At 70.9% G+C, this 19123-nt stretch carries 19 protein-coding genes; 12 read left to right on the top strand and 7 right to left on the bottom strand.

Annotated elements, in window-relative coordinates; genetic code table 11:
* Nucleotides 1-41: 41 nt before the first annotated feature.
* Nucleotides 42-545, bottom strand: coding sequence for a VOC family protein (locus AB5J73_RS08175; protein WP_370969092.1), 504 nt, complete (start codon nt 543-545; stop codon nt 42-44).
* A 139-nt stretch (nt 546-684) separates the two neighbouring features.
* Here AB5J73_RS08175 and AB5J73_RS08170 point away from each other — a divergent pair, with 139 nt between their 5' ends.
* Nucleotides 685-1476 (top strand): 2-keto-4-pentenoate hydratase, encoded by a 792-nt coding sequence (locus tag AB5J73_RS08170; RefSeq protein ID WP_370969091.1) that lies wholly within the window; start codon nt 685-687, stop codon nt 1474-1476.
* On the top strand, nt 1473-2234 hold the full coding sequence (locus AB5J73_RS08165) for a 2-keto-4-pentenoate hydratase (RefSeq protein ID WP_370969089.1): 762 nt from the start codon (nt 1473-1475) through the stop codon (nt 2232-2234). Before AB5J73_RS08170 ends, AB5J73_RS08165 begins: the two co-directional genes overlap by 4 nt.
* Here the strand turns inward: AB5J73_RS08165 and AB5J73_RS08160 are convergent.
* The 3 genes from AB5J73_RS08160 to AB5J73_RS08150 form a co-directional block, all read right to left on the bottom strand.
* On the bottom strand, nt 2218-3087 hold the full coding sequence (locus tag AB5J73_RS08160) for an alpha/beta fold hydrolase (RefSeq protein WP_370969088.1): 870 nt from the start codon (nt 3085-3087) through the stop codon (nt 2218-2220). The genes AB5J73_RS08165 and AB5J73_RS08160 overlap by 17 nt on opposite strands.
* 22 nt (nt 3088-3109) lie before the next feature.
* Nucleotides 3110-5074, bottom strand: coding sequence for an ABC transporter ATP-binding protein (locus tag AB5J73_RS08155; protein ID WP_370969087.1), 1965 nt, complete (start codon nt 5072-5074; stop codon nt 3110-3112).
* A gap of 302 nt (nt 5075-5376) precedes the next feature.
* On the bottom strand, nt 5377-5844 hold the full coding sequence (locus tag AB5J73_RS08150; protein WP_370969086.1) for a DUF1579 family protein: 468 nt from the start codon (nt 5842-5844) through the stop codon (nt 5377-5379).
* 49 nt (nt 5845-5893) lie between these two features.
* Here AB5J73_RS08150 and AB5J73_RS08145 point away from each other — a divergent pair, with 49 nt between their 5' ends.
* Nucleotides 5894-6340: a MarR family winged helix-turn-helix transcriptional regulator gene (locus AB5J73_RS08145; protein ID WP_370969085.1), complete on the top strand. Its 447-nt coding sequence runs from the start codon at nt 5894-5896 to the stop codon at nt 6338-6340.
* A 94-nt stretch (nt 6341-6434) separates the two neighbouring features.
* Here the strand turns inward: AB5J73_RS08145 and AB5J73_RS08140 are convergent, their stop codons facing one another.
* Nucleotides 6435-7016 (bottom strand): TetR/AcrR family transcriptional regulator, encoded by a 582-nt coding sequence (locus tag AB5J73_RS08140; protein ID WP_370969083.1) that lies wholly within the window; start codon nt 7014-7016, stop codon nt 6435-6437.
* A 72-nt stretch (nt 7017-7088) separates the two neighbouring features.
* Between AB5J73_RS08140 and AB5J73_RS08135 the strand changes: the two genes are divergently transcribed.
* The 7 genes from AB5J73_RS08135 (at nt 7089) to AB5J73_RS08105 (ending at nt 16592) form a co-directional block, all read left to right on the top strand.
* A complete protein-coding gene (locus tag AB5J73_RS08135) occupies nt 7089-9515 on the top strand; it encodes a glycoside hydrolase family 3 C-terminal domain-containing protein (protein WP_370969082.1) in 2427 nt (808 codons plus the stop codon).
* 155 nt (nt 9516-9670) lie between these two features.
* On the top strand, nt 9671-10573 hold the full coding sequence (locus AB5J73_RS08130; protein WP_370969081.1) for a GNAT family N-acetyltransferase: 903 nt from the start codon (nt 9671-9673) through the stop codon (nt 10571-10573).
* 98 nt (nt 10574-10671) lie between these two features.
* Nucleotides 10672-11109: a hypothetical protein gene (locus tag AB5J73_RS08125; RefSeq protein ID WP_370969080.1), complete on the top strand. Its 438-nt coding sequence runs from the start codon at nt 10672-10674 to the stop codon at nt 11107-11109.
* Between the two features lie 32 nt (nt 11110-11141).
* Complete coding sequence (gene boxC, locus AB5J73_RS08120) at nt 11142-12761, top strand: 2,3-epoxybenzoyl-CoA dihydrolase (protein ID WP_370969078.1); 1620 nt, start codon at nt 11142-11144, stop codon at nt 12759-12761.
* Between the two features lie 5 nt (nt 12762-12766).
* Nucleotides 12767-14188: a benzoyl-CoA 2,3-epoxidase subunit BoxB gene (boxB, locus tag AB5J73_RS08115; RefSeq protein WP_370969077.1), complete on the top strand. Its 1422-nt coding sequence runs from the start codon at nt 12767-12769 to the stop codon at nt 14186-14188.
* Between the two features lie 8 nt (nt 14189-14196).
* The gene (locus AB5J73_RS08110; RefSeq protein ID WP_370969076.1) at nt 14197-15741 is read left to right on the top strand and encodes a benzoate-CoA ligase family protein; all 1545 of its coding nucleotides are present in this window, start codon (nt 14197-14199) and stop codon (nt 15739-15741) included.
* Nucleotides 15738-16592 (top strand): amidohydrolase family protein, encoded by an 855-nt coding sequence (locus AB5J73_RS08105; RefSeq protein WP_370969075.1) that lies wholly within the window; start codon nt 15738-15740, stop codon nt 16590-16592. The genes AB5J73_RS08110 and AB5J73_RS08105 overlap by 4 nt, the downstream gene beginning before the upstream one ends.
* On the opposite strand, the gene AB5J73_RS08100 is transcribed toward AB5J73_RS08105, so the two are convergent.
* Both AB5J73_RS08100 and AB5J73_RS08095 read right to left on the bottom strand, forming a co-directional pair.
* Nucleotides 16584-16964 (bottom strand): VOC family protein, encoded by a 381-nt coding sequence (locus tag AB5J73_RS08100; protein ID WP_370969073.1) that lies wholly within the window; start codon nt 16962-16964, stop codon nt 16584-16586. The two genes, AB5J73_RS08105 and AB5J73_RS08100, sit on opposite strands and share 9 nt — an antisense overlap.
* Nucleotides 16965-17010: 46 nt before the next feature.
* Nucleotides 17011-17460, bottom strand: a complete 450-nt coding sequence (locus AB5J73_RS08095) for a MarR family winged helix-turn-helix transcriptional regulator (protein WP_370969072.1) — start codon at nt 17458-17460, stop codon at nt 17011-17013.
* Between the two features lie 76 nt (nt 17461-17536).
* Between AB5J73_RS08095 and AB5J73_RS08090 the strand changes: the two genes are divergently transcribed.
* Together AB5J73_RS08090 and AB5J73_RS08085 are read left to right on the top strand one after the other, a co-directional pair.
* Entirely contained in the window at nt 17537-18499 is a 963-nt protein-coding gene (locus tag AB5J73_RS08090) for a ring-cleaving dioxygenase (RefSeq protein ID WP_370969070.1), read from the top strand.
* Entirely contained in the window at nt 18499-19101 is a 603-nt protein-coding gene (locus AB5J73_RS08085) for an alpha/beta hydrolase (RefSeq protein WP_370969069.1), read from the top strand. The genes AB5J73_RS08090 and AB5J73_RS08085 overlap by 1 nt, the downstream gene beginning before the upstream one ends.
* The last annotated feature ends 22 nt before the right edge of the window (nt 19102-19123 follow it).

The following is a 19123-nucleotide window of genomic DNA, read 5'->3' as shown; positions in this document are numbered from 1 at the left end:
CGCGCACAGGGTATGCGGCGCGCGACGCCGGGAACACGCTTTCAGCCGATCTTCTCGCCGTACATCTCACCCAGCGGGTCGGAGATCAGCTCGACGCGGGCACCGTCCGGATCGGACAGGTAGATGGAGGTCTTGCTCTCCAGCAGGTACCGCACACCGGCCCGGTCGAGGTTGTCCTTGATGGCGCTCCACCGTTCGGGCGTCACCGAGAGGGCCAGGTGGTGCAGTCCACCGAGGACTTCCGCGTACGGGCCGAGATTCAGACCGGGCAGGTCGAAGAAGGCGACCGCGTTGCCGTTGCCGACGTCGAAGAAGAAGTGGCTCGACCCGGGGTAGTCGCGGTTCTCGATCAGCTCGGTGAGGGGGAAGCCGAGGACGTCCTGGTAGAACTCGATGGTCCGCTCGACGTCGCTGGAGATCAGCGCGGTGTGGTGGATGCCGCGCCCGTTCGTCGCCGGGCGGTCGGCGGCCGGGCGCAGGTGGCGCTCGCGCAGCTCGTCGCGGATTTCGGCGAGCTTGGTGACCTCGGCCTGGGTCGGTGCCATGTCCCTCACGTCCCTTCCTGGTGGTACCTCGAACGGTACGCCCGATTTATCTCGCGCGCAAGAGGTTGTCTAGCGAGAGTTCCGTTGGGTGGAACATCCGGCCTTGTGTGCGGGGTGCGTGCCGGGCAGAGTCCGGGGCGTGGACGTCAGCAAGGTGCAGGAGGCCGCCGCCGTACTGGCGCGGGCCTACGCGACGCGCGAGCCGGTCGAGCCGCTGATCAAGCTGTTCCCGAACGCGACCGTCGAGGACGCGTACCGGATCCAGCAGGAACAGGTGCGGCACTGGACCGCGGACGGCGACGCCGTCCGCGGGCACAAGGTCGGCCTCGCCTCGGCGGCGATGCAGCGGCAGATGGGCGTCGACCAGCCCGACTACGGGCACCTGACCGGCGGCATGTTCCACCTGGAGCACCAGCCGATCCCGACGTCGGCGTTCCTGCAGCCGCGCATCGAGCCGGAGATCGCGTTCGTGCTCGGCTCGGCGCTGCGCGGCCCCGGCGTAACGGTGGCGGACGCGGTGCGCGCGGTCGACTTCGTGCTGCCGTCGCTGGAGATCGTCGACTCCCGCATCCGGGACTGGAAGATCTCGCTCTTCGACACGATCGCCGACAACGCCTCGTCCGGCGGCGTGGTCCTGGGCAGCAGCCCGACCGCGCTGGGCGCGGTGGACCTGCGGCTGGCCGGCTGCATCCTGTACCAGAACGGCTCGGTCGCGGCGACGGGCGCGGGCGGCGCGGTGCTCGGCTCGCCGCTGAACTCGCTGGTGTGGCTGGCGAACACGGTCGGCCCGCTGGGAGTGACGCTGGAGCCGGGGCACGTCGTGCTGCCGGGGTCGATGACCCGGGCGATCCCGGTGTCGCCGGGCGACACGATCGTCGCGACCATCGCCGGCCTCGGCAGCGTCACCGCGGTCTTCTCGGAGGAATCATGAACGTGCGCGAGGCGGCCGCCGCGCTGCTGGGGACGGTTTCGGAGCGCTCACCGCTGTCGGAGGAGTGGCCCGGCCTCGACGTCGACACGGCGTACGCGATCCAGGACGAGGCCCTGCGGCAGCGGCGCGCCCGCGGCGAAACCCTGATCGGCGTGAAGCTGGGCCTGACGTCACGTGCGAAGCAGCAGCGGATGGGCATCGACTCGCCCCTGCTGGCCTGGCTCACCGACGCGATGGTGCTGCCCGCGGGCGTGCCGGTGCCGCAAGACGCGCTGATCCACCCGCGCGCCGAGCCGGAACTGGTCTTCGTGCTGGGCAAGCGGCTGGCGGGCCCCGGCGTCACCGCGGCGACAGCGCTGGCCGCGGTCGACCGCGTGTACGGGGGCATCGAGGTCATCGACAGCCGCTACGCGGACTACCGCTTCACCCTCCCGGACGCGGTCGCGGACAACGGCTCGTCGGCGTACTTCGGCGTCGGCCCGGTGGGACTGCCGCCCGCCGCGCTGGACCTGTCCTTGGAGGCGGCGCTGCTGGAGGTCGACGGCCAGATCGTCGACACGGCCACCGGCGCGGCGGTCCAGGGCCACCCGGCGGAGGCGCTCGCCCTGGCCGCGAACGCCCTCGCGGCCCGCGGCCTGGCCCTCGAGCCGGGCTGGCTGGTGCTGACCGGCGGCATGACGGACGCGGTGCCGCTCCGCCGCGGCTCCCGCGTCGCGGCCCACTTCTCCCACCTGGGGTCGATCACGCTGTCCGCTTGACCGCGATCCGCTCGATGCCCCGGATGACGCGGGGCCACACGGCGCGGGGGAGGTCGTGGCCCATGCCGGGGACGATGTCGAGGTCGGCGCCCGGGATGGCGCGCGCGGTGGCGCGGCCGCCGGAGACGTGCACCAGGGGGTCGCGGGCGCCGTGGACGACCAGGCTGGGGACGGTCGTCCGCCGCAGCCGCGGGGCGCGGTCGCGGTCGGCCACGATCGCGGCGAGCTGGCGGACGGCGCCGCCCGGGTGCACCCCGCGGTCGTAGGTGCGCTCGGCCCGCTGCCGCATGCGGTCCTCGTCGAACGGATAGCCGGGCGAGCCGATCAGCCGGAAGGTGCGCAGCAGCGTTTCCACGTAGCTTTCGCGATCCCGCGGCGGCGCGGCGAGCAGCATCGACATCGCGCGGGCGCTCGGCCGGCCGACGAACCGGCCGCCGGTGCTGGACATGATCGACGTCAGCGAGAGGACCCGCGAAGGGTGCCGGATGGCGAGGGTCTGCGCGATCATCCCGCCCATGGAGGCGCCGACCACGTGGGCGGCCGGGATGCCCAGCGCCGTGAGCAGCCCGGCGGCGTCGTCGGCCATGTCGGCGAGCGAGTACGGGGACGTGCGGAGCAGGTAGGCCTGCGCCAGGTTGGCCCGGCCGCGCAGCCGGGTCGAGCGCCCGGCGTCCCGGTTGTCGAAGCGGATCACGTGGAAGCCCTGGGCGGCCAGGGCTTCGCAGAACTCTTCGTCCCACCAGATCATCGGCGCGGCCAGGCCCATGACCAGCAGGAGGGGCCGATCGGCCGGGTCGCCGATGGACTCGTGGCAGAGCTCGATGCCGTTGACGCGCGAGAACAGCTCGGTCATCGGGCCTCCGGGGTCGGGGATTTCAGGAGACCACGGCGCCGTCCGATCCGCCACGTGTCACCGCAGGGCCGTTCCGGTAGGCGCGGGCCTGGATCTCGTACAGCTCGTGGTAGACCCCGCCGGCGCGGATCAGGTCGTCGTGGGTACCCTCCTCGATCAGCCTGCCCTTCTCCAGGACCAGGATCCGGTCCGCCGTACGGATGTTGGCCAGGCGGTGGGTGACCAGGACCGTGGTGCGGCGGCCGCGGTGGGACGTGCTCGCGTGCTGGAGGCCGGCGAACACCCGCGCTTCGGCGCGGGCGTCGAGGGCCGCGGTCGGTTCGTCGGCCACCAGGACCGAGGCGTCGCGGTAGATGCCGCGGGCGATGCCCATGCGTTGCCACTGGCCGCCCGACAGGTCGTGGCCCTCGTCGAACTTCTTCGACAGCATGGTGTTCTCCTTGGCGGGCAGGGCGGCGATCACCTCGTCCGCGCCCGAGTAGCCCACCGCTTCCCGCCACGCGCGGCGGTCCGGGTCCGCGCGGCCGAGGCGGCCGACCGTGATGTTGTTCGCCGCCGTCATCGGCCACTCCGCCGGTTCCTGGGCGATCACCGCGATGTTCGCGTGCACCGACGCCGGGTCGGCCCGGGCCAGGTCGACGTCGTCCCAGTGGACCGTGCCCTCGTCCGGCGGGTAGAGGCCGGTGAGGAGCTTGCCGAGCGTGGTCTTGCCCGAGCCGTTCTCGCCGACCAGCGCGACCACCTCGCCGCGCCGGATGGTCAGCGAAACGTCCCGCAGGGCCGGGGTTTCGCGGCCCGGGTAGGTGAACGTGACGCCCGCCAGCCGGATCTCGTCCGGGTCGGGCGGCGCGGCCAGCGACGTCTCCGGTGGCCGGCGCTTCCGCGATTCCGCGAGCAGCTGGTTGTAGAAGCCGATGTAGAACGAGTCTTCGTACAGCGAATTGACCGCGCGCATGGTGTTGGACAGCGCCGTCGACGCCGTGCGCATCGCCAGCACCGCCGTGCCGGCCAGCGCCAGTTCCATCGCGCCGCTGTAGAGCAGCCAGCCGAGCACCAGGTACGCCACCGCCGTGCCCAGCCCGGCTGCCGCCCGGCCGGTCGTGCGCACCAGGTTGCTGCGGTGCGCCAGCCGGATCTCCTCCCGCGCGAGGCTGCGCGAGATCCGCCGGTACTCGCCGAGCAACGGCTCCTGCAGCGTCAAGGCGTGCCGCTCGAGGGCCATCGTCCGCCAGGTGGCGACCTCCTCGACGACCGACTTGCGGATGTTGCGCCCGACCGTGTCGAGGAAGTGCCGGTAGTTCAGCTTCGCGACGCGCGCGGCGGCCCAGCCGTCGGCCGCCGCGGCGAGCAGGAGCACCGGCGCGAGCCACGGGTTCAGCAGGCCGGCCGTGATCATCGCCGCCGCGAGCGAGATCGCCGAGGACGTCAGGTCGGCCAGCCGGCGCAGGCTCGTCTCGATGGCCCGCACGCCGAACCGGGCGCCCTGCCGCGCCAGTTCGCGGAAGTCCGCGTCCTCGAACGCGATCAGCCCGACGCGCACCACCGCCGCCGTCACGGCGTCGTCCGCCTCCGCGGTGACGCGCGGCCGCAGCGCACCCTCGACGACGGCGACCGCCGCGTCCAGCGCCGCGCGCGCCGCGTACGACCCGGTGACGACCGCGATCGCGGGCAGCGACTGCAGCACCCGGTCCGGTGTCGGGCCCTGTTCGAGCAGCGCGGTGAAGACGTTCGCGGTGGCGAGCAGCCCGAACGCCGTGACGCAGCCCGAAACGACGTGCACGAAGCCGGCCAGCAACGTCAGCCGCGGTGAAGTCCGCCACGCCAGCCGCAGCACGACGGAGATCGCCGTGGGCAGCGCGCGCACGGCCTGGCCGAAGCCCGCGGAGGCCACGCGCTCGTCGACGCGGGCCCACTCGGGCATCTTCACGTTCTCGACCCCGATCAGCGGGGGCGAGTCCGTCGGCTTCGGTTCGGCGGGTCTGGACACGCCCTCATCTGTACTCCGGGGGTCCGACAATTCCGGGAGCCCGCTGCGTGCGGCTGCGGGTGCGGGCGGTGATCGAGGCTGGGCCGTTCGGGTGAAAGTAATCGTTTTCCCTGGGCCTCCGGCACTATTGGAGGACACACTCGCTGGACGGCTCGAAAGTGCGCAACACCGAATAAGTAATCATTGTTGTGAAATAGCGCGCCGCGGATCGTCCTGGGTCGACAGGGCCGCGGATGTGCTGGCAGAGACCGGAAACGGGTGACGTCCTCGTGCACGGGGGGAGGGGTGTCACCCGTTTCCTCCTACCCCTCGGCGCGGGTGTACCGGGCGCGCAGGAATGGGCTGAATTCGCGGTCTTCGCCCAGCTTGACGTCGATTTCGTGCGTCAGCGTGTCCCCGTCCGGGGTGAGCCGGTGCCGGGCCACCCCGCGGGCTGTCTTCTTCTCCAGGGTCAGGGTGGCGCCGGTCCAGTCGCCACGGGCGGGTGAATCGGGCGGGAAGCCGTAGCTGTCGAAGCCGTACCAAAGCGTCTCGCCGGTGGCCGGGTCGGCGGTGAAGACGTTGTGGCCGAGGAACTCCGACCCGTCTTCGCGGCGCTGGCGGTAGTCCTGGATCACCGCTAACCCGTTGAGCGCCAAGCGGTATCCGCAGTCGGCGCGCGCGGTCGAAGCCGGCGCCCACGGCGAGGCGGCGAGTTCCTCGGTGCCGGTCCAGTCGCCGACGAGGGCCTTCAGCGCGTCGTGGGCGGAACCCGGGGTGGGCATGTCCATGGTCGTCTCCATTTCGACAGGTGCCTGTCGTTGTGCGAGACTAGCACGCATGCGGTCCCATCGAGCCGAAACGTTCACCCGGGTGATCGACGCGGTCTTCGCCTGCAACGGCGGCTTCCTCGCGGCGGGCGACGCCCTGACCGAACCGGTCGGTCTGACGGCGGCGCAGTGGCAGGTGCTCGGCTTCCTGGAGGACGGCCCGGCGACCGCCGCGGAGGTCGCGCGGCGGCGGGGGCTGCGCCGGCAGAGCGTGCAGGAGACGGTGAACCGGTTGCTGCGCAACGGGATGCTCGACCGGCTGCCGAACCCGGGGGACGCGCGTGCCCCGCTGTTGTCGTTGACGCGGCGGGCGAAGGCCGCGATGCGGGAGCTGGGGCGGTCGCAGGTCGAGTGGGCCGAGGGGGTGGCGGCGGAGGTGTCGCAGGAGGACTTGGAGACGACGCTGCGCACGTTGCGGCGCTTGCGGGAGCTGGCGGCCCAGCCCTGGCTGCGGTGAGGCGGCCGAGGGCTCGGCGGACGTCATGAACGACTCTTTCATGGCGTCGGACGAGGTGAAAGGGTCGTTCATGACCTCGCGGGCGGCGGGTGGGTCAGTCGGGCTTGATGCCCAGCATCGTCAGGAACGTGCGGAAGCTCGTGGACATGTCGACCTCGTCCGGGGCCAGCAGCCACTGCAGCTGGAGGCCGTCGAGGACGGCGATGGCGATCGGGGCCAGTTGCTCCGGGGTCGTCCCCGGCGGGAGCTCGTCGCGGTGGCGTTCCAGCATCTGCGTCATGCCCGCTCGCACGCGGGTGTAGCGGTCGTGGAAGTACGCGCGGGCCGGGTGGTCTTCGGTGACGCTGTCCGCGGACAGCACCGTGTACGTCTGGACGATGCCCGGCCGCGTGGCGTTGTAGTCGACCAGGTCGGCCAGCTGGTTGACCGTCATCGCCGACTCGTCGCCCGGTGGGGCGTGGCCGAAGTGGAGCAGGTCCCACTCGTCGCGGGTTTCCAGGACGGCCGTGAGCAGGTCTTCCTTCGTCGGGAAGTAGTGCATCAGCCCTTGCTGGGTCAGGCCGACGCGCTCGGCGACCGCCGCCAGTGAGGTGCCGCGGTAGCCGCGTTCGGCGATCACTTCGAAGGCCGCTCGGACGATGCTCGCTCGGCGGTCGGCGCCCCTGGCCCGGGTCATGATCCCGAGCCTACGGGACAGGCTGTCACGGAACCATAACTTTCACTACTCACCGCCAGGTAGAGTGGGCCCATGAGCTTCGACGTCGACGCGCTGCTGGCCGAGCTCGACCTGGACGCCAAGGCGAGCCTGCTCGCCGGCCAGGACGTCTGGAGCTTGCCCGCCCTGCCGGACATCGGCCTGGACTCCCTCGTCCTCTCCGACGGCCCGGTCGGCGTCCGCGGGGTCCGCTGGAGCCAGGACGACCCCTCCGTCACGCTCCCCAGCCCGACGGCGCTCGCCGCCTGCTGGGACCCGCGGCTCGCCGTGCGCGTCGGCCGCCTGCTCGCGCAGGAAGCCCGCCGCAAGGGCGTGCACGTGCTGCTCGCCCCGACGGTCAACCTCCAGCGCTCACCGCTGGGCGGCCGCCACTTCGAGTGCTACTCGGAAGATCCCCTCCTCACCGGGATGATCGGCGCCGGCTACGTCACCGGCGTGCAGGACGGCGGGGTCGGCGTCACGGTCAAGCACTTCGTCGCCAACGACTTCGAGACCGAGCGCTTCACCGCCGACGTCCACGTCGGCGAACGCGCGCTGCGCGAGCTCTACCTCGCGCCCTTCGAACTCATCGTGAGGCGCGCGAAGCCGTGGGGGATCATGGCCGCCTACAACAGCGTCAACGGCACCACGATGACCCAGCACGCCGAACTGCTCGACGGCGTGCTGCGCGGCGAATGGGGCTTCGACGGCTTCGTCGTTTCCGACTGGCTGGCCGCGCGCGACACCGTCGCCTCCGCCAACGGCGGCCTCGACGTGGCGATGCCCGGCCCCCGCACGGTTTTCGGCGCGCGGCTCGCCGAAGCCGTGCGTGGTGGCGAAGTCGACGAGAGCGTCGTCGACGAAATGGTCCGCCGCGTGCTCCTGCTCGCCCACCGGGCCGGCGCGCTCGGCGCGGCACCGGCCCCGAAACACTCCCCTGTGGACGGTGACGCGACCGCGCGCGAGGTCGCGCACCGGTCTTTCGTGTTGCTCAGCAACGAAACCGGCCTGCTGCCCCTGCGCGAACCGCAGAGCGTCGCGCTCATCGGCGCGCTGGCCGCGGACCCGAAGATCCTCGGCGGCGGCAGTGCCACCGTGTTCCCCGATCACGTCGTCTCCCCTCTCGACGGCCTCCGCAAGGCCCTTCCCCGGGGCACCGACCTGGCGTTCGCCACCGGTGCCGATCCGCGGACGACGCTACCGCCGGCCACCGACAATTTCCGGCTCCGCGCGATCGCCAAAGCCGCCGATGGCACCCGGTTGGCTGAATTTCCGCTCCGGGAAGCCAAAATCACCTGGATCGGAGAACTGCCGGAGGGGCTCGACCTGAGCACCCTCGCGTCGGTCGAGATCGAAGGCACCTACCTGCCGGAGCGCGGCGGCACGCACACCTTCGCCGTCACCGGCCCCGGCGACCTCCGCCTCACCGTCGCCGGCCAGACCCTCTTCGACGGCGTGAACCTGCCGCCCGGCGGGGACGTCTTCACGTCGGTCATGCAGGTGAACGAGCAGCGCCGGGAGATCGAACTGACCGCGGGCGAACTCGTCGACGTCAGCCTGACGTACTGGATCCCGTCGGAGATGGCGGAGTTCGCCAGGGGCAGCTTCGCCTGGGTGACGTTCGCGCTCGGTCACCGCGGCCCGGTGCCCGACCCGGACGCCGCGCTCGCCGAAGCCGTTGCGCTGGCGGGGAAGTCGGACGTCGCGGTCGTCGTGGTCGGCACCACCGCCGAGGTCGAGAGCGAGGGTTTCGACCGGACTTCCCTGGCCCTGCCGGGCCGGCAGGACGAGCTGGTCGCGAGGGTCGCCGAGGCCAACCCGAACACCGTGGTCGTCGTCAACGCCGGGTCCCCGGTCGAACTGCCGTGGCGCGCCGACGTCGCCGCGGTGCTGCTCACCTGGTTCCCCGGACAGGCCGGCGGCGACGCGCTCGCCGACGTCCTCTTCGGCCGCGAAGAACCCGGCGGCCGCCTGCCGACGACCTGGCCGGCGAAGCTCGAAGACGCGCCGGTCACCGATGTGACCCCGCGGGAAGGCGTGCTCGAATACGGCGAAGGCGTCCACATCGGCTACAGCGCCTGGGCCCGCGCCGACCGGCCGCCCGCCTACTGGTTCGGCCACGGCCAGGGCTACACGACCTGGGCGTACGAGGAACTGGACGGCTACCCGGACGAGGAAGGCGGGGCCCGCGTCCGGGTCCGCGTGCGCAACACGGGAAAGCGGCGGGGACGCGAAGTAGTCCAGCTCTACCTGGCTCCGACCGAGCGCGGCGACCGGCCCGACCGCTGGCTCGCGGGGTTCGCGAGCGTCGAAGCCGGGCCCGGCGAAGCCGTCGAGACCGACATCGTCATCGCGCCGCGGTCCGCCGAAGTCTGGCGGGACGGCTGGCAGCACATCGCGGGCGAGTACGTCCTGGCGGCTTCGCACTCCTACGCCGAGCCGCGGCTGAGCACGCGGATCGTCCTCCAGAAAATCCGTTGATCACCGCCGGCCGGTCCCCTAGGGTGGCGGAAGCACCCTCGACCGGGCGAAAGGAGGTGGGACCGATGATCACCCAATCGATCACGCGCTCCCACCTCGCAGCGAGGGTGCCGGCTGTCTGACCGGGAGCGCGCAGCACTCCTGGAAGGACCACCATGACCGAACTGGTCGTGCGCCCGCTCGAAGCGGGCGAAGAAGCACTTTTCACCTCCCTGCCCGACCGCGGTCTCGTCGGCCGCACGCTGCTCGGCAACGACTTCACCGAGATGGCGAAGCAGGGCGAATACCGGCCCGAATGGACCTGGGTCGCGCTGCGCGACGACGTCGTCGTGGCGCGGGCGGCCTGGTGGGCCCGGCCGGTGGACGACGAACCGATCGCGCTGGACTGGTTCGACTTCACCGACTTCGACGCGGGCGTCGAGCTGCTGAAGACGGCGCCGCTGCGCACGGAGTACGCGCTGACCACGCCGCCCGCGTGGCAGGACGACCCGGACGTCGCCCACGAAGTGACCACGCGGGTCGAGGCGGCGGAGCGGGCGGGTTACCGCAAGCTCGTCGAGCGCTACCGGTTCCGCTGGACGCCGGAAAACGGCCTGCCGGAACGTCCCGGACGGCTCGTCTTCCGGCCCGAGCCGGACGACGACGTCATCCTCGAGGTCTTCAAGCGGGTGCACGTCGGCAGCCTCGACGCGCACGTCCGGAAGACGGTCGAGGAGCACGGCCTCGACGCCGCGGCCCGGGAGGACCTCGACATCATGAAGTGGATGCCGGCCCCGCGGGACTGGTGGCGGCTGGCGTACACGCCCGAAGGCGAGCTCGTCGGGCTCAGCCTGCCGAGCCGCAACGCCTACGACCCGGTGGTCGGCTACATCGCCGTCGTGCCGGAGCACCGCGGGCGGGGTTACGCGTACGACCTGCTGGTCGAGGCCACGCACGAACTGGTCGGGCACGGCGCCGACCGGATCGTCGCGGGCACCGACGTCGGCAACGTCCCGATGGCCAAGGCCTTCGCGAAGGCGGGTTACCCGGTGACGCAGCACCGCATCGACCTGGTCTGAGTTGTCTCTTTCATAGGGAAAGTGCCGCCCGGCACTTTCCCTATGAAAGAGGCGGCAGTATCGTCGCTAGAGCGATCTATCAAATCCAGGGGGCTGGGATGGACGTTCTGCACGAGAAGGGGCTGACGCCGCTTCGCGCGATCCTCGGCTTCTCGCTGCTCACCACCACGCTGCACTACGCGCACAACGTCATCCGGGCGGCGGACTACCCGCCGCTCCCCGGCGTTCCCCTGCTCGTCACGCAGGTCGTGGTCGCGTTCGGCTGGGTGCTGTTCACGGTGTTCGGCTGGCTCGGCTACCGCGCCTACGAGCGGGGGAGCTATCCGCGCGCGCTCGCGTTCCTGCTGGTCTACTCGCTGTCCGGGCTGGCCAGCGCCGGGCACTTCCTGGCCGGCGTCCCGCAGGTCCCGGCGTTCTGGTTCGCCACGATCTTCACCGACTCGGCGGCGGCGCTGGCCCTGTGGGTCTTCGTGACGTGGGCGTGGGCGGTGCTCAACCGGGTGACTTCGCGAGATCAAGTTTCTACACAACATTGACGTTCGTCGAACCTGTGTAGACACTCGGGTGAGTGACCACCACCACACCGGTGACCTTCGACCGCCGTCCGGACGAGTACCGCCACTGGCGCCTCCGCGTCGACGGGGAGGTGGCCTGGCTGGAGCTGGACGTCGACGAGCAGGGCGGGCTCGTCCCGGGGTACGAGCTCAAGCTCAACTCCTACGACCTCGGCGTCGACATCGAGCTCTACGACGCCACCCAGCGGCTGCGGTTCGAGCACCCCGGAGTCCGCGTGGTGGTCGTGACGAGCGCCAAGGACAAGGTGTTCTGCGCCGGCGCCAACATCCGCATGCTGGCCGCGTCCGAGCACCACTGGAAGGTGAACTTCTGCAAGTTCACCAACGAAACCCGCAACGGCATGGAGGACGCCACCGAGCACTCCGGCCAGATCTACGTCGCCGCGGTCAACGGCACCTGCGCCGGCGGCGGCTACGAGATCGCGCTGGCCTGCGACAAGATCCTGCTGATCGACGACAACTCCTCGACCGTCGCGCTACCGGAGGTGCCGCTGCTCGGCGTGCTGCCCGGCACCGGCGGGCTGACCCGGGTCGTCGACAAGCGGCGGGTGCGCAAGGACCTCGCCGACGTCTTCGCCACGCGCCCGGACGGCGTCAAGGGCAAGACCGCGGTCGACTGGCGGCTGGTCGACGAACTGGTCCCGCGCCAGGGGTTCCGCGAAGCCGTGGAGAAGCGGGCCCGGGAGCTCGCGCGCGAATCCGACCGGACCGGCGAGGGCGGCATCGAGCTGACGCCGCTCGAACATCGCTATGTCGACATGGAAGTGGCGAAAGGCCAGGTCACGATCACCGTCAAGGGCCCCGAAAACGACCCCGGTGACCTGCACGAAGAGGGCGCGAACGGCTGGTTCCTCGCGATGACCCGCGAGCTCGACGACGCCATCCTGCGGCTGCGCACCAACGAGGTCGAGGCCGGCACGTGGATCCTCAAGACCGTCGGCGATCCGGAGAAGGTGCTCGCGCACGAACAGGCCGTTCTCGGCGCGAAGGACTGGCTGGGCAACGAAATCACGCACTACTTCAAGCGCACGCTGAAGCGCCTCGACGTCACCAGCCGCACGCTGATCGCGTTGATCGAGCCCGGCAGCTGCTTCGCCGGGTCACTGCTGGAACTCGCGCTCGCCGCCGACCGCCAGTACATCCTCGACGGACCACCGATCGACGACGAAGACAGCGACGAACGCGCCACGATCCGCCTGTCCGAAGCCAACTTCGGCCCGTTCCCGATGGGCAACGGCCTGACCCGCCTGCAGACGCGCTTCTACGGCGACGAAGACCACCTCGCCTGGCTCGCGCGGGAGAAGGACCACGAGCTGAGCGCCGCCGAAGCCGTCGAACTCGGCCTGGTCACCGACGCCCCGGACGACCTCGACTGGGAGGACGAGATCCGGATCGCGCTCGAAGGCCGGGCGTCGCTCTCGCCGGACGCCCTCACCGGGATGGAGGCCAACCACCGGTTCGTCGGTCCCGAGACCATCGAGACCAAGATCTTCGGCCGGCTGGCGGCTTGGCAGAACTGGATTTTCACCCGGCCGAACGCAGCCGGACCGGAAGGTGCGCTGCGCCGATACGGTACGGGGCAGAAGGCCGTCTTCGACAGGAAGCGGGTCTAGCGCAGATGCCCGAGAAGATCGACTACGACGCCAAGATCCCCAACAACGTCAACCTCTCGGAGGACCGGCGGCTCCAGCGCGCGCTGGAGGGCTGGCAGCCGAAGTTCATGCACTGGTGGGGCGAGATGGGCCCGACGCTGGAGACCCAGGGCGTCTACCTGCGCACCGCCGTCAGCGTCGGCCGCGAAGGCTGGGCGCACTTCGACCACGTCAACGTCCCCGACTACCGCTGGGGCATCTTCCTCGCCGAGCGCGACCCGGACCGGCGGATCGCGTTCGGGGAGCACCAGGGCGAGCCGGTCTGGCAGCAGGTGCCCGGTGAGTACCGCGCCGACCTGCAGCGGCTGATCGTCATCCAGGGCGACACCGAACCGGCGTCGGTCGAGCAGCAGAAACTGCTCGGGCTGACCGCGCCCAGCCTCTACGACCTGCGCAACCTGTTCCAGGTCAACGTCGAAGAAGGCCGCCACCTGTGGGCGATGGTGTACCTGCTGCACGCCTACTTCGGCCGGGAAGGCCGCGACGAGGCCGAAGGGCTGCTGCTGCGCAACTCCGGCAGCCCGGACGCGCCCCGCATCCTCGGCGCGTTCAACGAGGAGACCGCCGACTGGCTGGCCTTCTACATGTTCACCTACTTCACCGACCGGGACGGGAAGTACCAGCTCGGCACGCTCAAGGAGTCCTCCTTCGACCCGCTCTCGCGCACCTGCGAGTTCATGCTGAAGGAGGAAGCGCACCACATGATGGTCGGCACCACCGGCGTCGACCGCGTGGTGATCCGCAGCGCCGAGCTGATCCGCGAGCACGACACGCTCGACATCGGCCCGCACGGCGGCGTCCCGCTCGACCTCATCCAGAAGTACATCAACTTCCACTACACCGTTTCGCTCGACCTGTTCGGCAGCGAGACGTCGACGAACGCGGCGAACTACTACACCGCCGGGCTCAAGGGCCGCTGGCAGGAGACCCGCCGCCGCGACGACCACAAGCTCACCGAGGACGCCCGCACGCTGGAGCGGCCCACCGGCGACGGCACGTGGACGACCGAGGAGCTGCAGGCGATCCTGCTGCTCAACCTCGACCTGCGCAGCGAGTACGTGGCCGACTGCCAGACCGGCGTGAAGCGCTGGAACAAGATCCTCGCCGACGCCGGCATCGACTTCGCGTTCCGCCTGCCGCACCCTGGCTTCAACCGCGAAGTCGGCATAAACTCCGGCCACCACGTCACTCCCGACGGCACCATCGTCGACGAGGCGACCTGGGAGGCCGGCAAACGGAAGTGGCTGCCCACCACCGAGGACCTGACGTTCGTCCGCTCGCTGATGCACCCGGTGTACGAGCGGGGGAAGATCGCGAGCTGGGTCGCGCCACCGCGGCAGGGCATCAACGGGAAGCCCTTCGACTACGAGTACGTGTACCTCACGTAGGAGGTCTGGTGGCGACAGCGTTCAACGCGGCGGAGTACCTGCTCTCCGCCGGCCACCCGGACGCGACCGCGGTCGTGTCGCCCCGCCGTTCGCTGACCTACGCCGAGCTGGCGGCGGAGTCCCGCCGGGTCGCGGCCGGGCTGCTCGAGCTCGGCGTCCGGCCCGAAGAGCGGGTCATGTTCTGCATGGTCGACGACGTCGAGCTGCTCACCGGCATCCTCGGCGCGATGCTGGCCGGCGCCGTCGCGGTCCCGGTGTCGACCATGGTCACCGGCCTCGAGCTGGGCAAGGTGCTGGCCGACTCGCGGGCGCGCGTGCTCGGCGTGTCCGGGGAGTTCGCCGAGCAGGCCGCCACCGCCCTCGGCTTCGCCCCCGAGGTCACCGACGTGCTGCTCGACCGGGCCGACGCGGCGGAGTTCGGCGTCCGGACGCACGAGTGGCCGGCGCTGGGCGGAACGTTCCGAAGTGGACGGACGTGGGAGGACTCGCCCGCGCTGTGGCTGTACACGTCGGGGACGACCGGGCAGCCGAAGGGCGCGATGCACCGCCACGCGAGCATCCGCGCGGTCTGCGAGACGTACGCCCGTGCGGTGCTGGCGACCACGCCGGCGGACCGGTTCCTGTCCGTGCCGAAGCTCTTCTTCGCCTACGGGCTGGGGAATTCCTGCTTCTTCCCGCTCGGCGCGGGCGGCACCGTGCTGCTCGAGCCTTCGCGGCCGACACCCGCGTTGTTCGCCCGGCGCGCGCGTGAGGAGCGGCCTTCGCTCTTCTTCGCGGTACCGACGTTCTACGCGGCGTTGCTCGCCAGCGACGTCCCGGACGACTCCTTCGCCTCGGTGCGGCACGCGGTTTCGGCCGGGGAACCGCTGCCCGCGTCGCTGTTCGAACGGTTCCGCGCCCGCTTCGGGCTGGAGATCCTCGACGGCATCGGGTCGACCGAGGCCCTGCACATCTTCCTGTCGAACCAGCCCGGTTCGGTGCGGCCCGGCAGCACCGGCGTCGCCGTGCCCGGGTACTCCGTGCAGATCCGCGACGAGGCGGGCGCGGTGATCGACGCCGCCGGCAAGCCCGGCGAGCTGTTCGTCGCCGGGCCGTCGACGGCGACCGGCTACTGGGCCCGCTACGACGCGACGAAGCTCGTCTTCCAGGGCGAGTGGCTGCGGACCGGCGACAGCTACGTGCGCAACGACGACGGCACGTACACCTGCCTCGGCCGGTTCGGGGACATGCTCAAGGCGGGCGGGATCTGGGTGTCACCGTCCGAAGTGGAGGAACGGCTGCGGCAGCACCCGGCGGTCGCCGAGGTCGCCGTCGTCGCCGCGCCGGACGCCGACGGCCTCGACAAGCCGGTCGCGTGCGTGGTGGCCGCACCCGGCTTCGCGGTGGACCCGGGGGAGCTGATCGAGTTCTGCCGCGAGGGGCTCGCGGCGTTCAAGCGGCCGCGCGGGGTGGTCGAGCTGGCCGAGCTGCCGAAGACGGCGACCGGCAAGATCCGCCGCAACGTGATCCGCGAGCAGGTCCGCGACGTGCTGCGGGTGGTGCCCAGTCCGTGATCGACGGGTACTTCGTGGTGGACGCGCACGTCCACGCGCCGCGGCTGCCGACGCTGAAACCCGCCTGGCTGCAGTGGGCGCACGACTTCGCGGGGACGTACCCGTGGCGTTCGGTGTACGACGCCGAAGGGACGGTGATCCCGGCGGCGATGGACGACTTGATGGCGTCCGAAGGCGTCGACCGGGTGCTGCTGTTCTGCGAGTACAGCCCGCGGGCGACCGGGATCCAGCCCATCGAGGACAACCTGCCGCTGGTCGAGCACAACCCCACGCGGTTCCGGCTGGTGGCCAACGTCAACCCGTACCTGCACCACCCGGCGGTGGCGGAGGTCGAGCGGCAGCTGGACCTGGGCGCGGTGGCGCTGAAGATCCACCCGGTGCACGGCGCGTTTTCCCCGGCGGAGAAGGAGCTCTACCCGGTCTACCAGCGGTGCGTCGAGCGCGGGGTACCGGTGATCTTCCACTCCGGCACGTCGAGCTTCCCGGGTTCCCGGGCCAGTTTCGGGAACCCGGAGCTGCTGTCCGATGTGGTCGAGGACTTCCCTTCGCTGCAGTTCGTCTTCGCCCACGGCGGCCGCGGGTGGTGGTACGACGTGGCCGCGTTCCTGGCGCTGGCGCGCGACAACGTCTGGCTCGACCTCGCCGGGCTGCCGCCGAAGAAGCTGAAGGAGTACTACCAGCGCTTCGACTTCACCCGGCTGGCCGGAAAGTTCGTCTTCGGGACGGACTGGCCCGGTGTGCCGTCGGTGGCGAAGAACGTGCGGACGCTGATCGGCCTCGGCCTGCCGGATGACGTGCTGACCGGAGTCCTGTCGGGCAACGCGGTCAAGCTGATGCCGGGGTTAGCCTAGGACCTGGTGCAGGCACAGCACGTTGCCTTCGGAGTCGGTGAACCACGCGGCCCGCTCGCTGCCCAGCTCCGCGATGTGGGCCACGGTCTTCAGGCCTTCCATCTCGAAGTCCTGGAACCGGACCCCGCGGCCCTCGAGGGTCTTGATCTCGCCCTCCAGGTCGGTGACCTCGAAGCTCAGCGCCGTGTTCTCGCTCTGCGCGCCCGCCGGCATGGCGCGGAGGCCGATCGAGCCCGCGCCCGCCTCGAAGTACAGCGTTCCGTCTTCGCCCTTCCCCGACTGCTTCAGGCCGAGGGAGTCCGCGTAGAAGTGGCCGGCGCGTTCGCTGTCGGTCACCGGGAGCATCGTCGTGATCGTCGATTCGGTCAGCATGGGTCCATGGTGCGCCGTCGCGCGCACCGCTGTGACCTCGACTTTTTCAACGGTCGGTGTTGAACGCGCGCAGTGTCCGCATCGCTTCCGCCAGTGCCGGGGCGTCGTCACCGAGCGGGGTCAGCACGATCCGGCGCAGGATGTCCGCGGCCGCCTCACGAGCCTTGTTCGCCACTTCGAGGCCGTGCTCGGTCAGGGACGCGAAGGTGACGCGGCGGTCGTCCGGGCTCGGGATCCGGCAGATCAGGTCCGCCGCCACCAGCCGGTCGGCCACCTTCGTGAAGCCGCCGCTGGACAGCGCCGCTTCGGTCGCCAGCTTCGTCATCGGCATCCGGTGCTCGGGCGAGCGGACCAGCCGCAGCAGGATGTCGAACGACGCCGGCGCGAGCCCGAACCGGTCGGCGATCTCGCCCATCAGCTTGTCCTGCGTGGCCAGGTAGCCCTCGATCACCAGGCCCCACCAGGTGACGATCTCGTCGTCGTCGGTCGCTTCCACGGAGCCCACCTTACCTCGCTGGAATATATCTTGCGCGCGAGAGGTTATCGGGATACCTTGAGCCCAGGAGGCAACCATGTCGATCAAGACGTCCGGCCTGCACCACGTGACGGCCATCGGCGGCGACCCGCAGCGCAACGCCGACTTCTACCTGCGCACCCTGGGCCTGCGGCTGGTCAAGACGACGGTCAACTTCGACGACCCGGGCACCTACCACCTCTACTACGGCGACAGCTCGGGCAAGCCCGGCTCGCTGATGACGTTCTTCCCCTGGCCCGACGCGCCGAGCGGCCGCCACGGCACCGGCCAGGCGACGACCACGTCGTTCTCCGTGCCCGAAGCCTCGATCGGCTGGTGGCAGCAGCACCTCGCGGCGCAGAAGATCGAGACCGGCGAGGTCCGCGCCGCCGACGGCGAGGAGACGCTGACCTTCCGCGACCCCGACGGCCTGAAGCTCGCACTGGTCGCGCACCCGCAAGGCGACCCGCGCGACCCGTGGGACACCGAGCTCGTCCCCGCCGAGCACGCCATCCGCGGCCTGCACTCGGTGACGCTCTCGGTGAACCAGGAGGACGCCACCGCCGGGATGCTCACCGACGGCCTCGGCCTCAGCTTCGCCGAACAGGAAAGCAATCGCTTGCGCTTCGCCGCCGGTGCGGGCGGACCGGGCGCGCTGGTCGACGTCCTCGTGACGCCGGACGCGCCGCGCGGGCTGGTCGCCGCCGGCACCGTCCACCACGTGGCCTGGCGCGCGCCCGACGAAGAAACCCAGAAGGCCTGGCGCGAAGAGCTGGTCGACCGGGGCGTGCACGTGACGTCCATTTTGGACCGCCAGTACTTCCGCTCGATCTACTTCCGCGAGCCGGGCGGGACGCTGCTGGAGGTCGCCACCGACGAGCCCGGCTTCGCGATCGACGAGCCGCTGCTGGAGCTCGGCCGGGCGCTCAAACTGCCGCCGTGGCTGGAGCCGCGCCGCGAAGAGATCCAGCACATGCTGCCCAAGCTGAACCTTCCCGCCGAGAACAACCCGGAGCTGTGATGACGCTGCGGCACAAGTACGTCGAAGGCGCGCCGGACGCGCCCGTGCTGCTCCTGCTGCACGGCACCGGCGGCGGCCCGGACGACCTGCTCGGCCTGGCGCGCGAGCTCAGCCCGGACTCCGCGGTGCTGGCCCCGGCCGGACCGGTGTCGGAGCACGGCGCCGCGCGCTGGTTCCGGCGGCTGGCCGAGGGCGTGTTCGACCACGAAGACGTCGTCAAGCGCGCGAACGAACTCGCCGACTTCGTGCTCGAAGCCCGCGAGGAGTACGGGTTCGGTGGCCGGCGCGTGGTCGCGGTCGGCTTTTCGAACGGGGCCAACATCGCGGCCGCGGTCGTCCTGCTGCGGCCCGAAGTCGTGCGCGAAGCCGTGTTGTTCGCGTCGATGTCGCCGGTTCCGGAGCCCCCGGAGCACGACCTCGGCGGCGCCCGCGTCTTCCTGGTCAACGGCGAACGCGACCCGATGGCGCCGCTGGCCTCCACCGAGGAGCTGGTCCGGCTGCTGCGCGAGCGCGGTGCCGACGTCGTCACGCAGCGCCATCCCGGTGGTCACCAGATCACTGTGGACGGTGTCCGGGCCGCGGCCGAATGGATCAGGACTTAACGTTTGTACGGAGCGTATATCG

The organism is Amycolatopsis sp. cg9 (genome assembly GCF_041346945.1).
Taxonomy (GTDB): Bacteria; Actinomycetota; Actinomycetes; order Mycobacteriales; family Pseudonocardiaceae; genus Amycolatopsis.
The sequence above is the reverse complement of the archived record's forward strand: the minus strand, read 5'-3'. Positions and strand labels throughout refer to the sequence as shown.

Excerpts from the sequence above, each read along its gene's own strand:
- AB5J73_RS08175 (WP_370969092.1), bottom strand. The coding sequence starts at position 545 with ATGGCACCGACCCAGGCCGAGGTCACCAAGCTCGCCGAAATCCGCGAC.
- AB5J73_RS08165 (WP_370969089.1), top strand. The coding sequence starts at position 1,473 with ATGAACGTGCGCGAGGCGGCCGCCGCGCTGCTGGGGACGGTTTCGGAG.
- AB5J73_RS08160 (WP_370969088.1), bottom strand. The coding sequence starts at position 3,087 with ATGACCGAGCTGTTCTCGCGCGTCAACGGCATCGAGCTCTGCCACGAG.
- AB5J73_RS08150 (WP_370969086.1), bottom strand. The coding sequence starts at position 5,844 with ATGGACATGCCCACCCCGGGTTCCGCCCACGACGCGCTGAAGGCCCTC.
- AB5J73_RS08145 (WP_370969085.1), top strand. The coding sequence starts at position 5,894 with ATGCGGTCCCATCGAGCCGAAACGTTCACCCGGGTGATCGACGCGGTC.
- AB5J73_RS08140 (WP_370969083.1), bottom strand. The coding sequence starts at position 7,016 with ATGACCCGGGCCAGGGGCGCCGACCGCCGAGCGAGCATCGTCCGAGCG.
- AB5J73_RS08135 (WP_370969082.1), top strand. The coding sequence starts at position 7,089 with ATGAGCTTCGACGTCGACGCGCTGCTGGCCGAGCTCGACCTGGACGCC.
- AB5J73_RS08130 (WP_370969081.1), top strand. The coding sequence starts at position 9,671 with ATGACCGAACTGGTCGTGCGCCCGCTCGAAGCGGGCGAAGAAGCACTT.
- AB5J73_RS08125 (WP_370969080.1), top strand. The coding sequence starts at position 10,672 with ATGGACGTTCTGCACGAGAAGGGGCTGACGCCGCTTCGCGCGATCCTC.
- boxB (WP_370969077.1), top strand. The coding sequence starts at position 12,767 with ATGCCCGAGAAGATCGACTACGACGCCAAGATCCCCAACAACGTCAAC.
- AB5J73_RS08100 (WP_370969073.1), bottom strand. The coding sequence starts at position 16,964 with ATGCTGACCGAATCGACGATCACGACGATGCTCCCGGTGACCGACAGC.
- AB5J73_RS08090 (WP_370969070.1), top strand. The coding sequence starts at position 17,537 with ATGTCGATCAAGACGTCCGGCCTGCACCACGTGACGGCCATCGGCGGC.
- AB5J73_RS08085 (WP_370969069.1), top strand. The coding sequence starts at position 18,499 with ATGACGCTGCGGCACAAGTACGTCGAAGGCGCGCCGGACGCGCCCGTG.